The 21,553-nt window shown below is 58.1% G+C and carries 26 protein-coding genes, 1 tRNA gene and 2 pseudogenes; 15 read left to right on the forward strand and 14 right to left on the reverse strand.

What is annotated here, in order from left to right; genetic code table 11:
- Positions 1–32: 32 nt before the first annotated feature.
- The gene (locus M0814_RS13465; RefSeq protein WP_103485293.1) at positions 33–2,126 is read right to left on the reverse strand and encodes a TonB-dependent siderophore receptor; all 2,094 of its coding nucleotides are present in this window, start codon (positions 2,124–2,126) and stop codon (positions 33–35) included.
- A 256-nt stretch (positions 2,127–2,382) separates the two neighbouring features.
- Here M0814_RS13465 and M0814_RS13470 point away from each other — a divergent pair, with 256 nt between their 5' ends.
- The 6 genes from M0814_RS13470 (at position 2,383) to M0814_RS13495 (ending at position 7,078) form a co-directional block, all read left to right on the forward strand.
- The gene (locus M0814_RS13470; protein WP_103485292.1) at positions 2,383–3,051 is read left to right on the forward strand and encodes a DsbA family protein; all 669 of its coding nucleotides are present in this window, start codon (positions 2,383–2,385) and stop codon (positions 3,049–3,051) included.
- 296 nt (positions 3,052–3,347) lie between these two features.
- Positions 3,348–4,634, forward strand: a complete 1,287-nt coding sequence (locus M0814_RS13475; RefSeq protein ID WP_103485291.1) for an OprD family porin — start codon at positions 3,348–3,350, stop codon at positions 4,632–4,634.
- A 231-nt stretch (positions 4,635–4,865) separates the two neighbouring features.
- Positions 4,866–5,612, forward strand: a complete 747-nt coding sequence (locus tag M0814_RS13480; protein WP_003220699.1) for a 2OG-Fe dioxygenase family protein — start codon at positions 4,866–4,868, stop codon at positions 5,610–5,612.
- A 79-nt stretch (positions 5,613–5,691) separates the two neighbouring features.
- Entirely contained in the window at positions 5,692–6,069 is a 378-nt protein-coding gene (locus tag M0814_RS13485; protein ID WP_003220700.1) for a GNAT family N-acetyltransferase, read from the forward strand.
- On the forward strand, positions 6,066–6,782 hold the full coding sequence (locus M0814_RS13490) for an AzlC family ABC transporter permease (RefSeq protein WP_003220701.1): 717 nt from the start codon (positions 6,066–6,068) through the stop codon (positions 6,780–6,782). Before M0814_RS13485 ends, M0814_RS13490 begins: the two co-directional genes overlap by 4 nt.
- A complete protein-coding gene (locus tag M0814_RS13495) occupies positions 6,761–7,078 on the forward strand; it encodes an AzlD domain-containing protein (RefSeq protein WP_003220702.1) in 318 nt (105 codons plus the stop codon). The genes M0814_RS13490 and M0814_RS13495 overlap by 22 nt, the downstream gene beginning before the upstream one ends.
- Here M0814_RS13495 and M0814_RS13500 read toward each other — a convergent pair.
- Entirely contained in the window at positions 6,995–7,921 is a 927-nt protein-coding gene (locus tag M0814_RS13500) for a LysR family transcriptional regulator (RefSeq protein ID WP_045122253.1), read from the reverse strand. The genes M0814_RS13495 and M0814_RS13500 overlap by 84 nt on opposite strands.
- A gap of 469 nt (positions 7,922–8,390) precedes the next feature.
- Here M0814_RS13500 and M0814_RS13505 point away from each other — a divergent pair, with 469 nt between their 5' ends.
- The 4 genes from M0814_RS13505 (at position 8,391) to M0814_RS13520 (ending at position 10,183) form a co-directional block, all read left to right on the forward strand.
- Entirely contained in the window at positions 8,391–8,681 is a 291-nt protein-coding gene (locus M0814_RS13505) for a type II toxin-antitoxin system RelB/DinJ family antitoxin (protein ID WP_103485290.1), read from the forward strand.
- The gene (locus M0814_RS13510; RefSeq protein WP_103485289.1) at positions 8,647–8,961 is read left to right on the forward strand and encodes a type II toxin-antitoxin system YafQ family toxin; all 315 of its coding nucleotides are present in this window, start codon (positions 8,647–8,649) and stop codon (positions 8,959–8,961) included. The genes M0814_RS13505 and M0814_RS13510 overlap by 35 nt, the downstream gene beginning before the upstream one ends.
- Positions 8,962–9,098: 137 nt before the next feature.
- Positions 9,099–9,506 (forward strand): MbcA/ParS/Xre antitoxin family protein, encoded by a 408-nt coding sequence (locus M0814_RS13515; RefSeq protein WP_103485288.1) that lies wholly within the window; start codon positions 9,099–9,101, stop codon positions 9,504–9,506.
- Entirely contained in the window at positions 9,503–10,183 is a 681-nt protein-coding gene (locus M0814_RS13520; RefSeq protein WP_103485287.1) for an RES family NAD+ phosphorylase, read from the forward strand. The genes M0814_RS13515 and M0814_RS13520 overlap by 4 nt, the downstream gene beginning before the upstream one ends.
- Before the next feature lie 51 nt (positions 10,184–10,234).
- On the opposite strand, the gene M0814_RS13525 is transcribed toward M0814_RS13520, so the two are convergent.
- Positions 10,235–10,510: a DUF3077 domain-containing protein gene (locus M0814_RS13525; protein ID WP_103485286.1), complete on the reverse strand. Its 276-nt coding sequence runs from the start codon at positions 10,508–10,510 to the stop codon at positions 10,235–10,237.
- A gap of 467 nt (positions 10,511–10,977) precedes the next feature.
- Between M0814_RS13525 and M0814_RS13530 the strand changes: the two are divergent.
- The 4 genes and pseudogenes from M0814_RS13530 to M0814_RS13540 all read left to right on the forward strand — a co-directional run.
- Positions 10,978–11,151 (forward strand): annotated as a pseudogene (locus M0814_RS13530) (type II toxin-antitoxin system HicA family toxin); the annotation flags it as partial.
- A 15-nt stretch (positions 11,152–11,166) separates the two neighbouring features.
- Positions 11,167–11,592 (forward strand): type II toxin-antitoxin system HicB family antitoxin, encoded by a 426-nt coding sequence (locus M0814_RS29160; protein WP_103485324.1) that lies wholly within the window; start codon positions 11,167–11,169, stop codon positions 11,590–11,592.
- 48 nt (positions 11,593–11,640) lie between these two features.
- Positions 11,641–11,823: a hypothetical protein gene (locus M0814_RS13535; protein ID WP_112997809.1), complete on the forward strand. Its 183-nt coding sequence runs from the start codon at positions 11,641–11,643 to the stop codon at positions 11,821–11,823.
- 89 nt (positions 11,824–11,912) lie between these two features.
- Positions 11,913–12,032: pseudogene (locus tag M0814_RS13540) on the forward strand (transcriptional regulator); the annotation flags it as partial.
- A 115-nt stretch (positions 12,033–12,147) separates the two neighbouring features.
- On the opposite strand, the gene M0814_RS13545 reads toward M0814_RS13540, so the two are convergent.
- The 6 genes from M0814_RS13545 to M0814_RS13570 form a co-directional block, all read right to left on the reverse strand.
- A tRNA-Thr gene (locus M0814_RS13545) sits at positions 12,148–12,223 on the reverse strand.
- A gap of 420 nt (positions 12,224–12,643) precedes the next feature.
- The gene (locus tag M0814_RS13550) at positions 12,644–13,879 is read right to left on the reverse strand and encodes a methyltransferase (protein ID WP_103485285.1); all 1,236 of its coding nucleotides are present in this window, start codon (positions 13,877–13,879) and stop codon (positions 12,644–12,646) included.
- Positions 13,860–14,549 (reverse strand): ABC transporter permease, encoded by a 690-nt coding sequence (locus M0814_RS13555; protein ID WP_003220713.1) that lies wholly within the window; start codon positions 14,547–14,549, stop codon positions 13,860–13,862. Before M0814_RS13555 ends, M0814_RS13550 begins: the two co-directional genes overlap by 20 nt.
- On the reverse strand, positions 14,546–15,241 hold the full coding sequence (locus M0814_RS13560) for an ABC transporter permease (protein ID WP_003220715.1): 696 nt from the start codon (positions 15,239–15,241) through the stop codon (positions 14,546–14,548). Before M0814_RS13560 ends, M0814_RS13555 begins: the two co-directional genes overlap by 4 nt.
- 77 nt (positions 15,242–15,318) lie before the next feature.
- Positions 15,319–16,068, reverse strand: a complete 750-nt coding sequence (locus tag M0814_RS13565; protein ID WP_003220717.1) for an ABC transporter substrate-binding protein — start codon at positions 16,066–16,068, stop codon at positions 15,319–15,321.
- Between the two features lie 13 nt (positions 16,069–16,081).
- Complete coding sequence (locus M0814_RS13570) at positions 16,082–16,855, reverse strand: ABC transporter ATP-binding protein (RefSeq protein WP_003220720.1); 774 nt, start codon at positions 16,853–16,855, stop codon at positions 16,082–16,084.
- Positions 16,856–17,407: 552 nt separating this feature from the next.
- On the opposite strand from M0814_RS13570, the gene gabP reads away from it, so the two are divergent.
- Positions 17,408–18,799 carry a GABA permease gene (gabP, locus tag M0814_RS13575; protein ID WP_003220722.1) on the forward strand — a complete coding sequence of 464 codons (1,392 nt, stop codon included), beginning with the start codon at positions 17,408–17,410 and terminating at the stop codon, positions 18,797–18,799.
- 70 nt (positions 18,800–18,869) lie between these two features.
- On the opposite strand, the gene vapC is transcribed toward gabP, so the two are convergent.
- The 5 genes from vapC to M0814_RS13600 all read right to left on the reverse strand — a co-directional run bounded on the left by vapC (position 18,870) and on the right by M0814_RS13600 (position 21,548).
- A complete protein-coding gene (gene vapC / locus M0814_RS13580; protein WP_103485284.1) occupies positions 18,870–19,277 on the reverse strand; it encodes a tRNA(fMet)-specific endonuclease VapC in 408 nt (135 codons plus the stop codon).
- Positions 19,277–19,507 carry a type II toxin-antitoxin system VapB family antitoxin gene (gene vapB / locus M0814_RS13585; RefSeq protein ID WP_103485283.1) on the reverse strand — a complete coding sequence of 77 codons (231 nt, stop codon included), beginning with the start codon at positions 19,505–19,507 and terminating at the stop codon, positions 19,277–19,279. Before vapB ends, vapC begins: the two co-directional genes overlap by 1 nt.
- Positions 19,508–19,672: 165 nt before the next feature.
- Complete coding sequence (locus tag M0814_RS13590; RefSeq protein ID WP_103485282.1) at positions 19,673–20,125, reverse strand: hypothetical protein; 453 nt, start codon at positions 20,123–20,125, stop codon at positions 19,673–19,675.
- A gap of 6 nt (positions 20,126–20,131) precedes the next feature.
- Positions 20,132–20,545, reverse strand: coding sequence for a hypothetical protein (locus M0814_RS13595; RefSeq protein WP_003220725.1), 414 nt, complete (start codon positions 20,543–20,545; stop codon positions 20,132–20,134).
- A gap of 28 nt (positions 20,546–20,573) precedes the next feature.
- Positions 20,574–21,548: an alpha/beta fold hydrolase gene (locus M0814_RS13600; protein WP_103485281.1), complete on the reverse strand. Its 975-nt coding sequence runs from the start codon at positions 21,546–21,548 to the stop codon at positions 20,574–20,576.
- Positions 21,549–21,553: the final 5 nt, after the last annotated feature.

Below are 21,553 nucleotides of genomic sequence, written 5' to 3' on the forward strand. Positions count from 1 at the left end.
AGCAAGCCCCCTCCCACAGGATTTGTGTGAAATCAGAAGCTGTAAGTACCGGTCATTACCACGCTGCGCGGTGCGCCAGGCTGGATCTGATATTGGCTGGTGGCCGAGGCGTAATACTCGCGGTCAGTGATGTTGTTCAGCGCTGCGCGCAAATCCCAGTCCTTGAAGCGGTAACCGACCAGTGCATCCCAGCGGCCATACCCCGGCAGCACGGTGGTGTTGGCGTTGTCGGCATAACGCTGGCCGACCAGGGTCAGGCCGGTTTCGCCGTACCAGCCCATTTCCGGTTTCCAGGTCAGGAACAGGCTGCCGTTGTGTTTGGCCACGTTGTTGACGCGCTTGCCTTCCAGGCCGTTGTTGTCCTTCTCGATGGTGGTGTCCTGCACGCCGACGCCGCCGCGCATGTACCAGTTGCCGACCAGTTTGCCGGTGGCGGTCAGCTCGACACCGCGGGAACGCTGAAGACCGGTCATGACGGTCAGGGTCGGATCGTTCGGATCGCTGGTGCGGCGGTTGTAGAGTTCCAGGTCGTAGACCGCCAGCGTGGTGCTCAAGCGATCATCCAGCCAGTCGCTTTTCACCCCGATTTCTTTCTGTTTGGTCAGCTCCGGACTCAAGTCGTTGCTATTGCCGGCAGCCCCCGGGGTGATGCCGATCAGGCCGCCGCCGACCGGCGAGAAGGTCTTCGACCACGAGGCGTAGAACGAATGATTCTGCAGCGGCGTCCAGACAATCCCGACGCGCGGGCTGGTGCTGTGGCTGTCGCGATCCTCAGTGATGTTCTTGAGCTTGTTGGTCGACTCGATATCGAAGGTGTCGTAGCGCAGGCCGGCCAGCAGTTGCCATTGATCATTCAGGCGCAGTTGATCCTGGACGTAGACCGCGCGGCTTTCGACTTCGGTGTGGCTGTTGCTGAACACTTGCATGCTGCCGCTGTGGCGGAGCTCGCGATTGGGATTGAACAGGTCAAGCGATGGCACCGGTTGTGCGCCCGGGGTTTTGCCGGTTGCGGCGTTGTACAACTTTGGATCTCGACGCTGGCTGCCGATCTCGACGCCGGTCAACAAGCGATGCTCCAGGCCGAAGGTATCGAATCCGCCTTCCAGCTCAACGTTGTTGTAGACGTTGCGGGTGGTCAGATCCTGCTGCCAGTGCTGGCGCGCGACCTTGTTGGTTTTCGGGTCGAAGTTGGTCAGGTAGGTGTTGTCGAAATCGCTGTCGAGCTTGAACACGCCCAAGGTCTGGCGCAGTTGCCAGTTGTCGTTGATCTCGTAGGTGAGTTTCGAGCGCAGAGACTGCGCCTTGTCGTCGATGAAATCGTGATCGTTGCCGTAGGTGGTGTCGCGACCAACGTCTGCCGGGCGGCCATTTACCCCCGGAATGCCGCGATCCGGGGTGCGGTTGTAGCGGCTGTATTCGTATTGCACCAGCCAGTTGAGGTCCGGGGTCAGCTGCCAGCTCATCGATGGCGCGAACAGCTGGCGGTTGCCGCTTACGCCGTCGCGGAAGCTGTTTTCATCCATGTTGCCCATGTTCAGGCGCAGGCTGAGGTTTTCGCTGGGGTCGGTGCTGAGGTCGGCGTACAGGCTGCGCAGGTCTTCGCTGCCGCCCTGCGCTTCGATGGTCGAGCGACGGCCGAACTCGGGCAGCTTGCTCACGCGGTTGACGATCCCGCCCTGGCTGCCACGGCCGTAAAGTACCGCCGCCGGGCCTTTGAGCACTTCGACCCGTTCGATGTTGTGCAGGTCGCGCTTGTACTGGCTGTCGTCGCGGATGCCGTCCAGATAGAAGTCGTTGCTGGCGTCGAAGCCGCGGATGCGCAGGCTGTCGAAGCGGGTGTCGGCGCTGCTGCTGACGTTGGGAATCCCGCTCAGGGCGTCGCCGATGTCATTGGTGCCGTAGTCGGCGACGTTCGTGGTCTTGATCGAGTCGATGGCCTGCGGCACGTAACGCACCGGGGTCGAGGTGCGGGTCGCAGTGCTGCTGATCTTGACGCGCGGGTCCTCGGCCTGTTCTTCGGCGCTGATCGCGGTGGCGGGCAGTTCGGTGGCGGAGTAAGCAAAACCGCTGGTTAGAAAGGCAGACAATCCAAGGGTGACGGGCGTGAGGCGGAACGGGGCAGGCATGGAAAAGCGCATCCGAAAGGGTAGGGAAATTCAAACGCGCAAATGGTAATGCTTTGCATTTGCTCCCGTAATTTATTCCTGAGAAGTTCCCCTGTTGGATTGTTTCAATTTGTGTCGATCTCGATACATGCCGATCCTTTGAACAATTTGACCGATTACCGAAACAGTCTGAAAGGCATTCCGACGTTTTTCGCCAACACACGAGGGAATAGTCTGCCGGCATCGAATTTTCCTGATTGGTTGCCGGAGTACTCCCATGATCCTTCATTACATCTATGACCCATTGTGCGGCTGGTGCTACGGCGCCAAACCGCTGGTGCAAACGGCGCAGCAAGTGTTGCCGGTCGTTGCCCATGCGGGCGGAATGATGAGCGGCGCGAATCGCCAGCGCGTTTCGCCGCAACTGCGCGATTACGTCATGCCCCACGACCGGCGCATTGCCGAATACACCGGGCAGCCGTTTGGCGAGGCGTATTTCGAAGGCCTGCTGCGCGATCACTCGGCGGTTTTCGATTCGACGCCGCCGATCGCAGCGGTGATGGCGGCAGAGTCCATCGACGGCCGTGGTCTGCAACTGCTCGGACGTTTGCAAACGGCGCATTACGTGGAAGGGCGGCGCATTGCCGATGAATCTGTGCTGTTCGAACTCGCCAGTGAGTTGGGTTACGCCGAGCACACCTTTGCGGCTGCGTTTAAGTCCGTTGATACGACAGCGCATGTAAAAGCCAGCCGCGCGCTGTTGGCGCAACTGGGCGGCCAAGGATTTCCAACGTTGGCACTGGAGCAGGACGGACAATTCACCTTGCTCGACATCAGCCCATGGCTTGGCAAACCGCAGGCATTCGCCGAGTGGTTGGGGCAAGCGGTGGTCGCTGTTGAGCCAGGGCAATCCCCCGCGCAATGCGGTCTCGACGGCTGCGTGTAATCGCGCTGGATTCACTGGTTAAGCGCATTTCCGAGCAATGTGCTATCGCAAAATTTACGATTCTTAGACGATTTTTACCTATTTAAAGACGATTCTTGAAATTGACACATTATTGAGGGCGCGGCTACGATTCGGCCCAACGCCTGTGGCCAACCGCCATGACTCAAAATAATAAACAGGCCCGCCACGGTTTTGCCGTGGGCGGGCCTTTTTGTTTTCGGGGTGAAAAAAGAGTGCATTAGCGCCGTTTCAGCCGTTCGACACAGCGCGTTTCAACCCGTAATAAGGAAAACAAAATGTTGAACAAGCGAATCAGTCTGATCGCACTGGGGATGTTGAGTGCCACACAGGCCATGGCTGACGGCCAGGCCGAGTCCAAGGGTTTTGTTGAAGACAGCAGCCTGAAAGTGCTGCTGCGCAATGCCTACATCAATCGTGATTACAAAGACGGCAACAAAGACAAGTCTGAGTGGGGCCAAGCGGCCATCGGTACGTTCTCGTCCGGTTTCACCCAAGGCACCATCGGTGTGGGTGTTGACGCCTTCGGCCTGTACGCCCTGAACCTGGAGCGTAGCGAAGATCGCAGCGGTGCCGGCGGCATCGACTTCTTCAAACGTGGCGACAGCGGCAAACCTGCCAACGACCTGTCCAAGGGCGGCGCAGCGGTCAAATTCCGTCTGTCCAATACCACGCTGACCTACGGCGACCAGATGCCGGCCCTGCCGGTGCTGAATTACGACAATTCGCGTCTGCTGCCGGAAAGCTACACCGGTACCTTGATCACTTCCAAAGAGATCAAAGGCCTGCAACTGGACGCCGGTCGTTTCACTGCCGAATCGCGCAAAAGCGCTGAAGGTCGTGACAGCGGTGGTCTGAAGGCTATCAACGTATTGGGCGGTAGCTACCAGTTCACCGAACAATTCAAGGCGGCGCTGTACGCTTCCGACGTTGAAGACGTGCTGAAGAAGCAGTACGTGAACGCCAACTACGTGTTCCCGATCGACAAGGATCAGTCCCTGACCCTGGACTTCAACGGCTACCGCACCAAGCTCGACGACTCCTATGTTCGTCAGAGCGGTGCTACCGGTGACGACAACAAGATCTGGAGCCTGGCAGCGACGTTCGCCACCGGCCCGCACTCGTTCACCGTGGCGCACCAGCGTTCCACCGGCGACAGCAACCTGGGCTACGCCTACGGCGGCTATCAGAAAGAGCAAGGTCGTGTCGGTGACGGTGGCAACACCATCTACCTGGCCAACTCCTACTGGTCGGACTTCAACGCTGAAGACGAGCGGAGCTGGCAGCTGGGTTACGGCCTGGACTTCGGCGCATTCGGCGTACCGGGTCTGAGCTACAACTTCGCTTATGTGCGTGGCGACAACATCACCACTTCCACCACCACGGGTGGTACCGAGCGCGAGATCTTCAACCAGGTCAAATACGTCGTGCAAAGCGGTCCGGCGAAAGACCTGAGCGTGAAGTTGCGCAGCTCGATCCTGCGCGTTTCGCAGAAATCCAGCGAGTACAACGTCAGCGGCAACGAGCTGCGTGTATTCGTGGACTACCCGATCAACATCTTCTGATGAACGATCCGGTGTAAGAAATATGAGAAAACCCCGACTGGTTCGGGGTTTTTTTTCGACGTCTTTTCTATAGAAACTGTAAAAAACCCGTGTTTTTGTCATGTAAAAGTTGTTTTTACGCTGCTGCAAACTCCGTTTCAAACTGGGCTTTAAATGCCTGAAATTCTTTCTCATGGACGCAAATTCTCCACCTAATAGATTAGGCCGCTCAACGCAGCGGAGAATTTGGTAATGATCGTTTTGAACAGAGAAGTGGGCGAATCGCTACGGCGCGACAAATATGTCAACGTCCAGGGTGGTGACTTCAATCTCTACGGTCATTTTGCCGACTTCGTCAGACTGACCAAAAGTTGGGAAAATATGGAGCCAGACAGTTACTACGGTCAGGCCGAAGCCGGCATGCGTTACCGTCGTTACAGCGACTTTGAGTACAACCCGAAAACACGTGAATTGAAGCAACTCGAGCATCGCGCGTACGTGCAGTCCAAAGAGAACAACGCCTACGTGGGTGGTGTTGTGCGGCACTTTCAGGACTTCTCCGATGAGGTGATTACTTCGCCGGTGATGCGCAGCCTGATCGACACCGATTTTGAAGTGTACAAAAGCGTGTTGCCGGAAGAGCTGCACGATGAAATCTGGCAGTGCCAGATCCATCAGATCCGCATCGAGATCAAACCCGGCAAGCAACTGGAAATCACTCCGGAAGGGATTCACTGCGACGGCTATCCGTTCAGCGGTGTGCACTTCTGGGGGCGCAACAACGTCGAGGGCGCGGAGAGCCGTTTGTACGATGTGCACGAGCATCAACTGGCGTCGACCACCTACAAGGAAATCCTCGACACCACGTACTTCCTTGACCGCGACATGCGCCACTACGTGACTCCGGCGCGCAACACCCACACGCATGCCATGGCTTACCGGCAGATTCTGGCGATTTCCTTCTCGCGGCCCGGGACCGCTTTCGACATTGTTCGCTAATCAGATCACCCCAATCGATGGCGTCGAGTGCTCGACGCCGGTGGTGCTGCGACGCGCCACCGCCAAGGACGCGCAGCGCATGGAGCGTTTCTTCCGCCAGTTCGACGAGGTGTCGTTCTGTGAGTGGCAGGACGCCAAATGCCTGCGCGGTGTATTGATCCAGAAGACCACCACGGCCTATCTGGCCTTCGACGTCGAAGGCGAAATCGTCGGTGCGGTGCTCGGCGGCATGCTCGGCAGCCGCGGCACCATCAACCACCTGGCGGTCAGCCCACGCTATCGCAGCCAGGGCGTCGGCCAGCGGCTGGTGGAAGCGGCGTCGTCTGACATGAAACGGGTCGGTGTATTACGGATGTTTCTGTTCGTCGACGATGCTAACCTCGCGGGCAAGCGATTCTGGACTGCCCAGGGTTTTTGCGAACCCCACGGCGAGCGGACATTTGAGAGGGATCTATGAATGAAACGTCCGGCAGTGCGCCGCTGATGGCTGCCCATCAGCCATCGCGCACGTTTGCCGAAGCCAGCCCGGTGGTGGCCGGTTATTTCACGGTGTCGTTCGTGTTCGGGCTGATGGCGGTCAACGCCGGGCTGCCGATGTGGCTGCCGGTGGCGATGTGCTTGTTCGTCTACGCCGGCGCTTCGCAATTCGCCGCGCTGGCGCTGATCTCCAGCGGTGCTTCGCTGACTACCATTGTGCTGACCACGTTCCTGATCAATGCGCGGCACATGCTGATGTCGGTGTACATGGCCAAGGCCCTGCGCGCACTGGGGCTCAGCCGCATGGAGCGCTGGGCTTACGCGGGTGGACTGACCGATGAGTCTTTTGCATTTCACAGCGTCAAGCTGGGCACCGGCGCACCGGTCAATATCCGTTACCTGATCGGCTTCAACCTGTTCTGCCACACCTCCTGGGTGCTGGGCGGATTGCTGGGCGCCGTTTGCGCGCAATATGCGTCGCACCTGATCAAATACCAGCTCGACTACGCACTGACCGCGATGATGCTCTACGTGCTGGTGTCGCTGTGCAACACCCGCAACAAACTCATCGCCGCAGCGGCTGCCGTCGCCTGCATGGGTGCGCTGAGCCTGGTCGGTACTTCGCCATTTAACGTATTCATCGCCACGTTTGTGGGCTGCGGAGTGGGTGTATGCCTGACCAAACGTTCCTGATCCTGGTGGTGGCGCTGATGATGGCCGTGACCTTCCTGCCACGCGCGTTGCCACTGCAAGTCAACACCGAGCACTGGCCGCCATTCGTTGCGCGGGCGCTGGAATACCTGCCGGTGGCGATCGTCGCTGCGATCAGCCTGACTCCCTTGTTGATCAAGGATCAGCACCTACAGCTCGACCGCCCGGAATTCTATGCAGCCATTCCGACGCTGTTATGTGCGTATTTCAGCAAAAACCTCTTTCTCAGTGTGGCGGTTGGGACGGCTGCGTACATTGCGCTCGGCTCGTTCATGTAGCGGCAGATCGACCACGTCATTCAGGGCCTGGCCCGACAGGTTCGGATTGTTCACCGCCAGACGCACTTCGAGGAAATCCTCGAAACCGGGGAAAATCGTCAGGCCGTTCTTTTGCGCGGCCTCACGAGACACCATGCCGACCGCGTCCATCTGCGTGATCAACGACAGCGTCAGGGTCTCGCTGCAGGAATAGACCATGCGCTGACCGTTCTCGTGATTGCCCAGACCAGCGTCGAGAAAACGCAGGAAGCTGTGGGAATACGGACAATCTTCCGCAGGACGCACCTGAAACTTGTTGCCCAGCAACGTCAGTGGATCGTTTTCCTGCCCGCAATGGGCACCGACCACCTGCACCTGTACATCCGGCAGGACGATGCTCGGCAGACCCGGACGCTGCGGGCCGATCAGCACCGCGAGATCAAAGTCTTCATTTTTCAGCTTGCTCAGGTTCTCCATCGACTCGGCGTAGCTGAATTCCATCTGGTAATCGGGAAACACCTCGATCAGGCGTCCGATCATTCGCCGGTTGAAGTCAGACGACAACGTGTTGTTCAACGCAACCTTCAATGTGCGCTGGCCAGGCACCTTGAGCGCCTCGACCTTTTCTTCCATCTGTCGCGTGGCAATCAGCACTTTGTCGATGTAGGGCGTCAGCTCCGTGCCTTGCGGCGTCAGCGTCAGACCTTTGTTGGAACGACGAAACAAGCGGAAACCGAACTGCTCTTCGACCTTGTTCAACTGTGCGGCCAAGGCCTGCACAGTCAGGCACGAATGCTCGGCTGCGGCCGACAACGAGCCGGTCTGCACGATGCGCATGAGGTTGCGTAAGGTTCTGCTATCCATGGGTAATGCCCTCTGAAGTGGGCTGGGTATTGTTGTTTACGAGACTGCCGATCCGGCGTCATATGCCGGCTATATTCCAGCACCTGAGCATAGTTGTCGCGGGTTTAGTAGCGAATTGATGTCCCCGCCGATGGCTGGAAGCTGACACAGGATCGGGATTTTTGATGACGTGGGGGTGATTGGGGTCAAGAAAAGTGCGTGGTTTTGGTGCGCAGGGCGGGTTTTTCGAGGAGAAACGGCTTACATCTTCCGAGGTTTTTGCCTGCGTCATGAGCAGATAGGTCTCAGGCAAAGTAACGATTCAGCTGATAGCACCTACCTTGTCAAAGGAGTTGAAATGGATGCTTGGCGTCTGAGCCATGGCGGTAGAGAACCACCTATCAACTTCGCGTTGACCGACGAAGATCCCTCCGACCACAATGCAGAGGTAGCGCTGATGTAGCTACAAAATCATGATGAGGTAATTGAAATGGCTGCACTACTGAAAACTACCGATGTGCGCTGCCGCATTGATGAGGATTTGAAAGCGCGTGCCACTGAAGTCTTGAACGCTTGCGGGCTGAGCATTAGCGACGCCATGCGACTTTTTCTGCGGCAGGTTGTTGCCACTCAGGGGCTTCCCTTCGAGGTGCGAGTTCTATCAGAGAAAACGGCCCGCGCAATGATGGAAGCACGAGAAATCCGTCAGCGTTTCGACTCGATAGACGACATGCTGAGGACTGCTGATGGCGAAATCGGAGAAAACGCAAAAACGCGCTGATCGGCCTAAACAGTGTGCGCAGACTTCTGAATTCAAGAAGTCTTGGGATCGTTATAACCGTGCCGGAAGACGAGACATGAACGACGTCCGGAAGGTGATGGCGATGTTGTTCTTGGGGCAGCAATTACCGGCAGAATATCTGGATCATGCGCTGACTGGAGATTGGTCTGGATTCCGCGAGTGTCATATCGGCGGCGATTTTCTGATGATTTACGAGAACACACGCCCAGACCTGATCACGTTTGTGGATCTAGGGAGCCATTCAGAATTGTTTAAATAGTGCAGAAATACATAAGCCGGCTTAACTCCGGCTTCTGTGCGTTTGATCGTTACGATTGTTCGTTTGTGTATAAAAACTCTAAAAAATTACAGTTATGTACTAGTCTTCAGCTAACACAAAAAAATCAGGAGGCGTCTATGCCTACCTCATCCCCGGCCTTCCCCCCACGCGAACAACTCGACGTCCCCGAAGCCGGGCGCGTCGCGCTGAAGTTCTTCTTCAACCTCATGGAGCGCTGGGGCTGCAGCGCCGAGCAGCAACGCACATTACTCGGCGGAGTTGGCAACACCACGTTCTACAAATACAAACACCTGCCGAACATACGTCTGCCTAACGACACCCTTGAGCGGATCTCCTACCTGATGGGTATTCACAAGGCGCTGAGCATCATCTTCAGCAACAGCCGCGAGCGCGCCTACACGTGGGTCAGCAGCCCCAACACGGCGGCGCCATTCAATGGCCGAACGGCGCTGGATTACATGCTGGCGGGTAGGGTGGTCGACATCGCCGACGTGCGCCGCTACCTCGACGGGGTGCGCGGTTGAAGGCCCCGCCGCTGGCTGAGCCGCAATGGCCCAAGGCCTATCGGATCGTCAACAGCAGCTTCCCGCCGATTGCGCTGTTCGAAGACGTGCTCGACCCCGAAGACCTGGAAATCGCCTACGCGCTGGAAGCGCTGACCAACGATCGCCTGATCGAACAGGCCGGCGTCCTCGCCCGCGTACGCCCCGAAGACCGACTCTCCGGCCCCGGTTCAACCCCGGTGATGGCGGCGTTCACCCACATCGGCAAAAGCAGCCGCTTCAGCGATGGCACCTTCGGCGTCTACTACGCCGCCAGCAGCCAGGCCGCGGCCATCGCCGAAACCTGCTATCACCAGGAACGTTTCCTCGCAGCCACCAACGAGGCGGATCTTGAGTTGACCATGCGTACTTACGTTAATCGGGTGGTTAAGCCGCTGCATGATGTTCGTGATGACTTTCCCGATTTGCATCAACCCGATCCAGACGCCTATGGCCCATCCCAGGCGTTTGCCCGACAACTGCGTGAGTCTGAATCGTGGGGGATGCTCTACAACAGCGTCCGCCTGCCGGGCCACGAATGTGTCGCCGCGTTCCGGCCGCCAGCGGTGTCGATTCCGAAGCAGGGCAAACATCTGCGTTATGTGTGGAGTGCGAGTCAACGCAGGATTTCGTTTGTGTTTGAGATCAGTCAGGTTTGAAGCGCAACAAGCCCTCGCGATACCGCGAGGGCTTTCTTTTGGCGGTTTACGTCAATGGCTTGCTGTTGGCGCATCCAGCACTTTCACCACGTCGTCGATCAGCGCCTTGCTTAACTCCTGCAGATACCGGGAGGCATAAGCGTGAAGGTCAGGATCGCGAGAAACTGTAGAGTCGGCGGTCAGCAGCTTGGAGATGTGAAGCAAGTGTGAGGCGTGCGAGAGGGCGGCCATCACTGGAACACCACGATTGGTGCGGAACAGCGCTCGATTGGCCTGGAAGGAAAAGTGCGTAAAGCCTGGTGTTTTCAAATCGAGGTAGTTGGTCATTTCGCTTCACCTGTATCTAAGGCGTGGAGTGAGTCGACCGATGTGGCAGCGCGGCGGATTACGGATGGATTGATGGCATTCATTTGTAAACTCCCTGTATCAAATGAGAGCTGCCATTTTCGTTCTCAGGCGAAAGGGTGGCAGCTATGCGCAGGCTGAGAAACCGGAGATACAGGAATCCGGCAGACCCGAAGGTCTCCCACGCACAGCCGCCATTACACGTGAATGCGGGTGCAAAAAAGCGCCGGCAATCATGGGTTTGGGGCGCTGGTGCGCCTGCATCTTACGCGGGTTCTCAGGCCCGGTCGCTGATTTGGCAGCGACGGGTTTGACGGTAGCTTGCGAAGGACGGAGGCGCAATCGTGGCCAGGTGGTGGCCGTTGCCATCTCAGTGTAGTGCAACACTTATGTTGCGAATGCAGCAAATATGTTGCACATTCGCTTTACCGAAACGGCGAGTGATGCACATGAAGTACAGCGAGTTTCGGCGATGGTTGAAAGCCCAAGGCGTTGAGTTTCAAACCGGCAAGGGCAGTCACTTCAAGGTTTCCTTGAATGGCAAATCAACTGTGTTTCCCGACCATGGAGCCAAGGAAATGGGCGAAGGGCTGAGAAAATCGATAATCAAACAGCTGGGCCTCATGAGAGGAATCGTGATGTTCGAATATGCGTTGGAAGTTCACGAAGAGCCGGACAGTGTCTGGTTGTCCTGCGCAGAAATTCCTGAGATGCACGCCGTTGGCGACACCCTCGAGCAAGCGTTGGACACCGCCATCGATGCAATCGAGACGGCATTCTCGATATACGTTGATGATCGCCGGTTGATTCCGACCGGGCAGGCAGGAGAACAGGCAAGTGACGTTGTATTGCGTCTGCCTGCGCTGACTGCAGCAAAGGTTGCTCTGTGGAATACGCTTTTGGAGTCAGGTTTAAGCAAGGCCGAGTTGGCACGTCGTCTCGGCGTACAACGGCCCCAGGTCGATCGCCTGGTAGATTTCCTGCATCACTCCAAAATCGAGAATGTTGAGCGTGCGTTGCAGCAACTTGGAAGGCGGATTTCGCTTTCGGTTCAAGCTGCATAAGTTCAGCAAGCGAGCGTTGGAGAAAATGGCTGAAGTCGACGAAAAGGCATGGCAAATGAACTAGGGCGATTTCAGACGGACTTGATGGAATCTGTACGTCAGATGAAGGCTGGAAAGGCCTCGCGCGCAACGCTGCTGCCGCTCTCGGCGGCCAATGAAGAGCAAAGGAAGGCCAGGGTTTCTCAAAGCGTTTTCGCCAACCTAAGCACCGTGGTGACACGAGCAAAATAAGGTGGGAAAAAATAGAGTCAGACCACAGTCTCAGCTCAAAACGTGGTCTGACCCTTATTTCCATAAGCAACTGAAGGAGGAAATCAGCGATGCTCAATGAACTGGAGCAATTCCAGCAAGACTTGCTGGAATCTGTACGTCAAATGAAGGCCGGAAAGGCTGCACGTGTCACCGAGGTACCGCTCTCTGCACCGGCAGAAGCAGTTGCCTCCCCGACGAGCCATCGAGATTAACGACGAATTTTGAGTGCACGGCTGTGACAGGCAATGTGGACGTACCAGAAACAACAAAGCCCCTGCATTTCTGCAGGGGCTTCGTTTTGTATGGTGCCGGCACCAGGAGTCGAACCCGGGACCTACTGATTACAAGTCAGTTGCTCTACCAACTGAGCTATACCGGCGTGTGGGCGACGATTATAGCGATTGGGTTGGTTCTGTAAACCCCTGAATTCAGACTATTTTTACGCAGGCGCTGGATCAGGCTTGGCGTGAGCGGTGTCGCCGGGTTTTTAGCCGCAAAACCGAGGTGCTACGCGATCAAGCCAGACTGAGCGTGAGGGCAGTATTTCTGCCCCGTTCAAGCACCCATTTCACCCGTTTATGTCGTTTTGATTGGAAGCTTATGCACAACGGATCGACGCAACTGCAGTGTTGCAGGGGATTTTGTGGACACGTTCTCATTTTGTGCGCAAATCCCTGTTTTACAGGTTTTTTATCAATATGAACAAAAAATGACCAGTGCTGTTTAAGCGGTCTAACGGCCGTGAATATTGGATCCACTGGAAAACCATCAACAGAGTTATCCACAGGCTGTAAAGATTTTAAGCGCGTTCGGCCAGCAGCAGGAAATTACGCGGTGTCAGTGGGGTGTCGCAAAAGGTGCCGAGGCGTACGACATACCCCTGTTCACTAAGGAAAATGGCTCGATCCAGGTTCAACCAAAGCTCCAACGGTCGTCGGAACAGTCCGCGCAGTAGTTCCAGGTTGCGAACTTCGGCCAACCGCTGCCAACCGGCGGCTTCCAGTGCCTGCCAGTCTGGCGTGCCGATTGTGGATAACTCTTTCAGCGCTGCCAGGTCGCGGCAGTAATCGGCGAACGGTTTGTCCAGCCAGACGCTGGGCAGGGACGGGGTTGGCAGGTATTCGTCTAATCCGCGCACTTGCCGTTGCAGCAGGTCGAAGGCCAGGCGCCGGGCCATGGAGGTGTCGCGCTGACGTCGGACGCGTGCGCCGGCGGTGACGGTTTCGCTCATGGGCAGTGCCAGATCTTCGAGCGAGAGTTGTAGGGCGGATCGCATGCCGGCGCAGGACAAGGCCTGGTACTCGTTGCGATTGATCCGGTTGTAGCAGCACGGGGCGATGGCCATCTGCTGACATCCGGCAGCGCTCGCCAATTGCATCAGGCGCACATGCAGGTCGCCGCAGGCGTGCAGGGCGACCGGGGTGTGTTGAGCGCTCAAAACAGTTGTGGCGTCTGCTGCCAGCACATCCTGCTCGACATGCAGGGCGTGCAAATGATGGCGCTGACTTAATGCCTGACCGCTGGCGACCAGCGCCGGATCGTATTCAACACAGGTCAACCGTTGCCCGGCGCCCAGCAGGCGTCGGCCCAAATGCCCCTTGCCGGAACACCAGTCCAGCCAGTGTGTTGGCGCAGAGGCGAAAGACAAGCGGCTGGCGAACGCTTCAATTTGCTGCCACTTGCGCCCCGGCACATCGACATTCAATCGATGGCCTGCCGCTTCCAGCGCATGTCCCGGCAACTCTCCGACTGCGCTCAGCTCAGCCGACAACGCCGCCAATGCAGCGAACGGCTCCGGCGCATCGATGAGATCGGCAGGGTGGTTATGCACAAGCTCTGCATCTTCCAGCGATCGTCCGCGTAGCCACAAAGCCAATTCGGGGTAGGCGGTTTCCCATGGAAGCGAAAGATGAGTGAACGGACGAGGTTTCCACAGCGCCTGATGCTCAATTAAAAAAGCATCCAGCGCAGTGAAACGGGCGAGTAGGTCCTCGCCCGTCAGCACGTGGGAAGTTTCAACGCCCTTGGCAGGCATCGACGCGCAGCCAGCGCTCCAGCAGCTTGAAGCCGCGCACCAGCACGTAGGACATCAGCAGATAGAACACGCCGGCGGCGAAGAAGATTTCCACCGGCAGGTAGGTGCGGGCAATGATCGTGCGGGCCATGCCGGTCAGTTCCAGCAGGGTCACGGTGCTCGCCAGAGCACTGGCCTTGAGCATCAGGATCACTTCGTTGCTGTAGGCCGGCAGGCCGATGCGCGCCGCACGCGGCAGCATGATGTAGAACATTGCCTTGGGCTTGGACATGCCCAGGGCCCGCGCCGCTTCGATTTCGCCCGGTGGAATCGCCTGGATCGCGCCGCGGAGGATCTCGGCGATGTACGCCGCGGTGTGCAGGGTCATGGTCGCGGTGGTACACCAGAACGGATCGCGCAGGTACGGCCACAGTGCGCTGCTACGCACCGCATCGAACTGCGCCAGGCCGTAATAGACGAGGAACAGTTGCACCAGCAGCGGCGTGCCACGGAAAAAGAAGATGTAGGCGTAGGGCAAAGCGCGCACGTACCACAGCTTCGAGGAGCGGGCGATGCCCAGCGGAATGGCCAGCAACAGGCCGGCAATCACGGCAATCGCCACCAGTTCCAGGGTCAGGGTCGCGCCCTGCGCCAGTTTCGGCAGCCACTTGATGATCACTTCCCAGTTCATGAAGCGCTCCTCGCAAAGCCGCGAGCGGCGCGTTTTTCCAGGAAGTGCATGCCGCTCATCGCCAGCACTGTCAGGCCCAGATACATGACCGCGGCCACCAGATAGAAGGTGAACGGCTGTTTCGACACGGTCACGCCGATCTGCGCGTGACGCATGATTTCTTCCAGGCCGATCACCGACACCAGCGCGGTGTCTTTCATCAGGATCATAAACAGATTGCCCAGGCCGGGCAGGGCGATGCGCCACATCTGCGGCATGATCAGCTTGGTGAAGATCCGCCATTTCGACAGGCCCAGCGCCACGCCGGCCTCACGGTGGCCCTTGGGAATGGCGAGGATCGCGCCGCGGAACACTTCCGTGGCGTAGGCGCCGAAGCACAGGCCCAGCGCAATCACGCCAGCGGCGAATGCGCTGAGTTGCAGGTCGGGGTTGCCGAAGAACTCACCGAGGCTGCGCATCAGGTTGACCGTACCGAAGTAGATCAACAGCACCCAGAGCAATTCCGGGACACCGCGTACCAAAGTCGAATAAGTACCGCCAAGCCATTGCAGCGGCTTGTACGGGGAAGTCTTGGCCAAGGCGCCGAGCAGACCGAGCACCAGTCCCAGGCACAGGGCCGTCAGCGCCAGTTTGACGGTCATCAGCGCACCGGCGGCGAGGGCCGGGCCGAATCCGTAGAGGTCGATAATCATGGATTTCTTTTCAAATCGCGGCAGGCAAGGCCGGGAGCCGGCGCCGTCGGATCACGGCGCCGGTCCCGCAGGTCAGATCAATAGATGCTGAACGGGAAGTACTTGTCGTTGATCTTCTTGTAGGTACCGTCAGCGACGATTTCCTTCAGCGCGGCGTTCAGCTTCTCACGCAGCGGATCGCCTTTACGCACGGCGATGCCGATCTTGTCGCTTTCCACGACCGGGTCGCCCTTGAACTCGTAGTTCTTGCCGGCGTCGGTTTTCAGCCAGTCGTAGTTGGCGTACTTGTCGGCGAGGATCGCGTCGACACGACCGGAGGTCAGGTCCAGGTAGGCGTTTTCCTGGGTATCGTAGAGTTTTACTTCGATATCGCTACCGTAAGTGTCCTCGAGCCAGGTGCCGGCGAGGGTGGCGCGCTGCGTGCCGATGATCTTGCCTTTGAGTGAATCCTTGTCGGTTTTGAACTCTTTATCTTTCTGCGCGATGAACTGCAGCTTGTTCGAGTAGTACGGGTCAGTGAAGTCCACCGCGCCCTTGCGCTCTTCGGTGATCGACAGCGAGGAGATCAGGAAATCGAACTTCTTCGCGTTCAACGCAGGGATGATGCCGTCCCAGTCGGAGGTGACCACGGTGCATTCGACTTTCATCTTGGCGCACAGGGCGTCGCCGATGTCTTTGTCGAAGCCGACCACGTTGCCGCTGGCGTCTTTGTTGTTGAACGGCGGGTAAGCCGCTTCGATGCCCATCTTCAGGGTCTCGGCCATGGCACCGGCGCTGAACGCGAGTGTGACGGCGGCGGCCAGGAAGACCTTTTTAAAATTCTGCATGCATGTTGCTCCGTTAGCGGTTGCTGGACATGAATTGTTTGCAGCGCGCCGAAAGCGGGTTGTCGAACACCTGCTGAGGCGATCCTTGCTCTTCCACCAACCCCTGGTGGAGGAACACCACTTCGCTGGAGACCTGACGGGCAAAGCCCATTTCGTGGGTCACCAACAGCATGGTGCGGCCTTCTTCGGCCAGTGCGCGGATGACACTAAGTACTTCCTGAACCATTTCCGGGTCAAGGGCGGAGGTGGGCTCGTCGAACAGAATCACCTTCGGCTGCATCGCCAGCGTGCGGGCGATCGCGGCGCGTTGTTGCTGACCACCGGACAGTTGCGCCGGGTAGGCGTGGCGCTTGTCGGCGATGCCGACCTTGGCCAGCAGCGCTTCGGCGACTTCGATGGCTTCGGCCTTGCTCTGGCCGAGCACGCGGCGCGGGGCTTCGATGATGTTGTCGAGCACGCTCATGTGCGGCCACAGATTAAAGTTTTGAAATACAAAACCAATCTCGGAACGCAGGCGGTTGATCTGTTTGCCATCAGCGGCAACCAGTTCGCCATTCTTGGCGGGCTTGAGCTTGAGTTCTTCACCGGCCACCAGAATCTGGCCCTGGTGCGGGTTTTCCAGCAGGTTGATGCAACGCAGGAACGTGGACTTGCCGGAACCGGAGGAACCGAGGATCGAGATCACATCGCCGTCGCGGGCGGTCAGCGAGATGCCTTTGAGCACCTCAAGCTGTCCGTAGCGTTTGTGCAAGTTGCGGATTTCAAGCGCGGGCGTGGCCTCAGCCATGTGCGTTCCTCATATATGTTGCGCTCCTGCTGTTGGCGGGCCTTCCTGGCGAGGCGGCCAAGCTAGCATAGCGTTTCAATGGCAGCCAACAGCGCTACGAGCGGTAAGCGGATGGCGTGTGGCAGGTTGTCGCATCGGCACAGCAGACTGTCGCCCCATCAACAACCGAACGGGTGTTTAAACGTGCAGCCCCGTGGGTGTTGCGTAAAAAAAGGCGCGATGTTGCCAGCTTTGGCGGGGTGTTGGAAGCGCTATCCGGCCGAACGTTCCTGAATCGCCCTTTTATTGTGCATCCCACACTTTTTCAGTGTGTTTCTGGTGCGCTCGTTCGTTTGAAAAGTGAGTCGCAGGGTAACGTTCTGGCGAATTGCCATTAAATTTAAGGACTTGCGATGACTGTCCGGTCGCGTTAAAAGCCGCGGGCCAGAAGAGTTTGAAACATTTTGGCGCACTTATTGCGTGCAGAATCTGGAACGCCCCGTTGGTTTCTTTTTACGAGAAGGAAAACCAGACGGGACGTACGCAATCGCTTTCCTCGCAAAGGTAGTTCCGATGAGCAGTACCCCAAGCTCCAATGGCCTCGAACAGGGGCTCAAACCGCGTCATGTGACCATGTTGTCGATCGCCGGTGTTATCGGCGCCGGTCTGTTCGTTGGCTCCGGCCACGCTATCGCTGCCGCCGGCCCTGCTGTGCTGCTGGCTTACGCCGCCGCCGGTACCTTGGTGGTGCTGGTGATGCGCATGCTCGGTGAGATGGCTGTCGCTTCGCCCGACACCGGCTCGTTCTCGACTTACGCCGACCGTGCCATCGGGCACTGGGCCGGTTTCACCATCGGCTGGTTGTACTGGTGGTTCTGGGTATTGGTGATTCCGCTGGAGGCCAACGCCGCCGCGACCATCCTCCATGCCTGGTTCCCGAGTGTCGGCATCTGGGCGTTCGCACTGATCATCACCCTGCTGCTGACGGTCACCAACCTGTTCAGTGTGAAGAACTACGGTGAGTTCGAATTCTGGTTCGCCCTGATCAAAGTGCTGGCGATCATCGGCTTCATCATCCTTGGCCTTGCGGCGATCTTCGGCTTCCTGCCGAACAGCCAGGTCAGCGGTGTTTCGCACCTGTTCGACTCCGGCGGCTTCCTGCCAAACGGCATGGGCGCGGTGCTGGGTGCAATCCTGACCACCATGTTCTCGTTCATGGGTACTGAAATCGTGACCATCGCGGCCGCGGAATCGAAGAACCCGGGCAAACAGATCTCCAAGGCCACCAACTCGGTGATCTGGCGGATCGGCCTGTTCTACCTCGTGTCGATCTTCATCGTTGTGGCCCTGGTGCCGTGGAACGATCCGACCCTGGCCAACCTCGGTTCCTACCAGACCGTGCTTGAGCGCATGGGCATCCCGAACGCGAAAATGATCGTCGACATCGTGGTGCTGGTCGCGGTAACCAGCTGCCTGAACTCGGCGCTGTACACCTCGTCGCGCATGCTGTTCTCCCTCGGCAAGCGCGGTGACGCACCGGCCATGTCAACTCGGGTCAACAAAAGCGGCACGCCATACTGGGCAGTGATGTTGTCGACCGGCGCGGCGTTCCTCTGCACCTTCGCCAACTACGTGGCCCCGGCCGCGGTGTTCGAATTCCTGCTGGCCAGTTCCGGCGCCATCGCGCTGCTGGTGTACCTGGTGATCGCGTTCTCGCAACTGCGCATGCGTAAACAACGCATGGCCCGCGGCGAGAAAATCGTCTTCAGCATGTGGCTGTTCCCGGGCCTGACCTACGCGGTGATCATCTTCATCGTCGCGGCCCTGACCATCATGCTGTTCCAGGAAGCCCACCGCGTGGAAATCCTCGCGACCGGCCTGCTGAGCCTCATGGTAGTCGTCGCCGGCCTGCTGGTGGCGCGTCGTCGCAAGCTGGAAAACCGTGGTGCGGTGGTGTTGAACTGATCCGCAACGCGTAATGCAAAACGGCCGCTGTCAGTGATGACGAGCGGCCGTTTTTGTTTGTGAGCGTTGCTCAATCGGGATGAACCCAATCCTCAAAACGCAATCCGGAAACACGTTCAAATTCACGCACATTGTTCGTAACCACGATAAGTCCAAGTGACCGCGCGTGGCCCGCGATCATTTGGTCGTACGGCCCAATCGGTGTTCCCGCTTTCGCAAGTTCAGATCGAATCATCCCGGTCTGTGCTGCTGCGTCATTGTCGAAAGGCAAGACTTCCAATCGCGCAACGAAACCTTCTATGATCGCTAGATTCTTTTCCGGGGCCGCTGACTTTTCAGCACCGTAAATTAGCTCCATGAGCGTGATAGCGCTGATGCACAACTGTCCGGAATGTCGATTGAAAGCTTCCCGGACAATCTGTGGTTTGTTCTTGATGGTGAAGATGCAGATATTTGTATCCAGCATGTATTTGATCATCAGAACGACTCGCGCTCCTGATCAGCGGGTTGCTCACGGTCAGCCATGAAATCAGGGCTGACGCTGTCGCCATCAAACCAACTATCCCAGCTTTCTCCAGCAGGCGTAATGACGCGTGTTCTGCCAATCGCAATGACTTCCACTCGTTTAACGTCGCCGGGCATCGCAACTGCCTTTGGTAGCCGAACTGCCTGACTTCGATTGCTCATGAAAATTGTGGTCTGTTCCATATTTGACCTCCCGGGTCTGATCCAGTGATGGGCTCAGGATAGGCTGTGTTTGGGATATGTCAACGGGATATACATTGTCATCGGGCAGAGGGTTTCTGAGTCATCCAAACAAAAAACGGCCGCTGTCAGTGATGACGAGCGGCCGTTTTTGTTTGTGAGCGGGGTTTATTCGCTCTTTTCTTCCTGAGCATCCAGCGACTTGCCGTAAGTATCCAGCGCAATCCCGAAATCGGTGATGAACTGTGGCTCGGTCAGCCAGGCCTGGGCGGTTTCGATATCCATGCCATCGGCCCACATGCGGTAGTCGATCAGCATGTCGGCGGCCAGGTGAGTGGCGGCCATGCCTTCGTTCTCGGCGTTTTCCATGTCCAGCAGTTCTGGATGGTCAACGATGATGAACGCCAGTTCGCGCAGCAGGGTCAGCAGCATTTCGTTGCGGCTGACGGCTTCGGCGTCGCGCATTTTGCTGAACATTGCGAGGGTGTATTCCGGGATCGGCTCGTCCAGATGCCCGAGATTGTCGTCCTGGTCCAGCGGCTTACGGCCGACCATGCGGATGTGCTTGGCTTTGGCCTTGGCGCGTTTGGCGCGTTTCTGTTGCTTGTTCAGGGATGCCATGGGAACTCAGTTCTTCTGTTGGGTTTGTGCGGCGATCGCGTCGGACGCCGCCACATAGTCGGCCTGGAAGGCCGGGGATTCGATCCACGCCAGGGCGCCGGCTTCGTCGGTTTCCTGGGACCACTGGCGATACTCGATCAGCGCGGCGAGGATGAAATCCATCGCGCCTTCTTCGCCTTCCTGCTCGTAGACCAGTCCTAGCAGCGGGTCTTCGAGGAACGCGGTGCACATGGCTTGCTGGCTGATCTTCTCGGCGTCGATCATTTTCTTGAACAGCTCGGTCAGGTCCACCGACTCGAAGTCGATACGGTCATCGTTCGGGTCCAGTTCGACCGGCGTCTCGGCGCGTTTGCTGCGGTTTTGCTTGGCCTTGGTCTTGGCCCGGGCGGCGCGTTTTTGCTGCTTGTTGGCGGAGGCCATGGTGTGTTCCGTCGTGCGTTGAAAGGGCTCAGCTGCGTGGCACTGGCCGCCCGGGTGTGTCGGGGGCCAGCTCGCCGGTTTGCAGCCAGGTCAGAGCGATGGGCCATAGTGTGGCTTGGTATGCGCTGCGAAAAAAGGCGAAATGTCCGACTTGTTGTTCGCCGATGTCCTGCGGCTCGATGCGCAGGTGGGTTTTGTGCGCATGGCTGAAGTAGTCGAGCAGGCGTTCGATGGCTGGAATGGTGCCGTAGGGGTCGTCGCTGATGCTGATCGCCAGGGTGTGTGCGCGGACGTTGGCGAAGGGCAGGCGACCGCTTGCCTTCAGCAGTCGGCGACCGCTCGGACGCTGCTCGTAGCGCGCGGCAGGCGTGCTCCAATCGCGTACGACGCCGGCGGGCGTGTCCTCCAGCCAGCCGAGGCGCTTGCCCGGGAAATAGCCACAGAACCGCGTCAGCAGCGGCATCAGCAAATGCCATTTACCAAACATGCGCCAGCGCTGTGCCGGCGCATAGTCGCGCCAGTAAGCGAACTGCGCGCCGACCGTCACCAGCCGACGAATGACCTGCCCGGACTCGCCGAGTCCGGCCGCGCAACCGCCGAAGCTGTGGCCGACCACATCGATTGGCTGGCCGGGGCATTCCCGTTGCGCGCGTTTGAGCATCGCCTCGAAATCCAGCGCGCCCCAGTCGGTCCATGAAGCCTCAAGGCCTTTCAGGGTTGCCGGGCGTGATTCGCCGATGCCTCGATAGTCGTAGGTGATCACGTCGAAGCCTTTGGTGAACAGGTGATCGGCGAAGCGTGAATAGTGTCGGCAGCGTACCGAGGTGGCGGCGTTGATGATGACTACCGGTCGCTGGATGTCGGGCAGGGCATGGCGCCAGGTGAAGCCGCCAAGGGCAAAGCCATCCTGAGCGGCTTCCGTGAAGGGTTCACCTTGCGCCGCGGTCAAAATTGGCAACCTTGACTGCATATCCTGCATCGCGGGCGTGTCCTGACAGGTCATGGCTT

This window comes from Pseudomonas sp. MWU12-2020, from assembly GCF_023100605.1.
Classification (GTDB): domain Bacteria; phylum Pseudomonadota; class Gammaproteobacteria; order Pseudomonadales; family Pseudomonadaceae; genus Aquipseudomonas; species Aquipseudomonas fluorescens_H.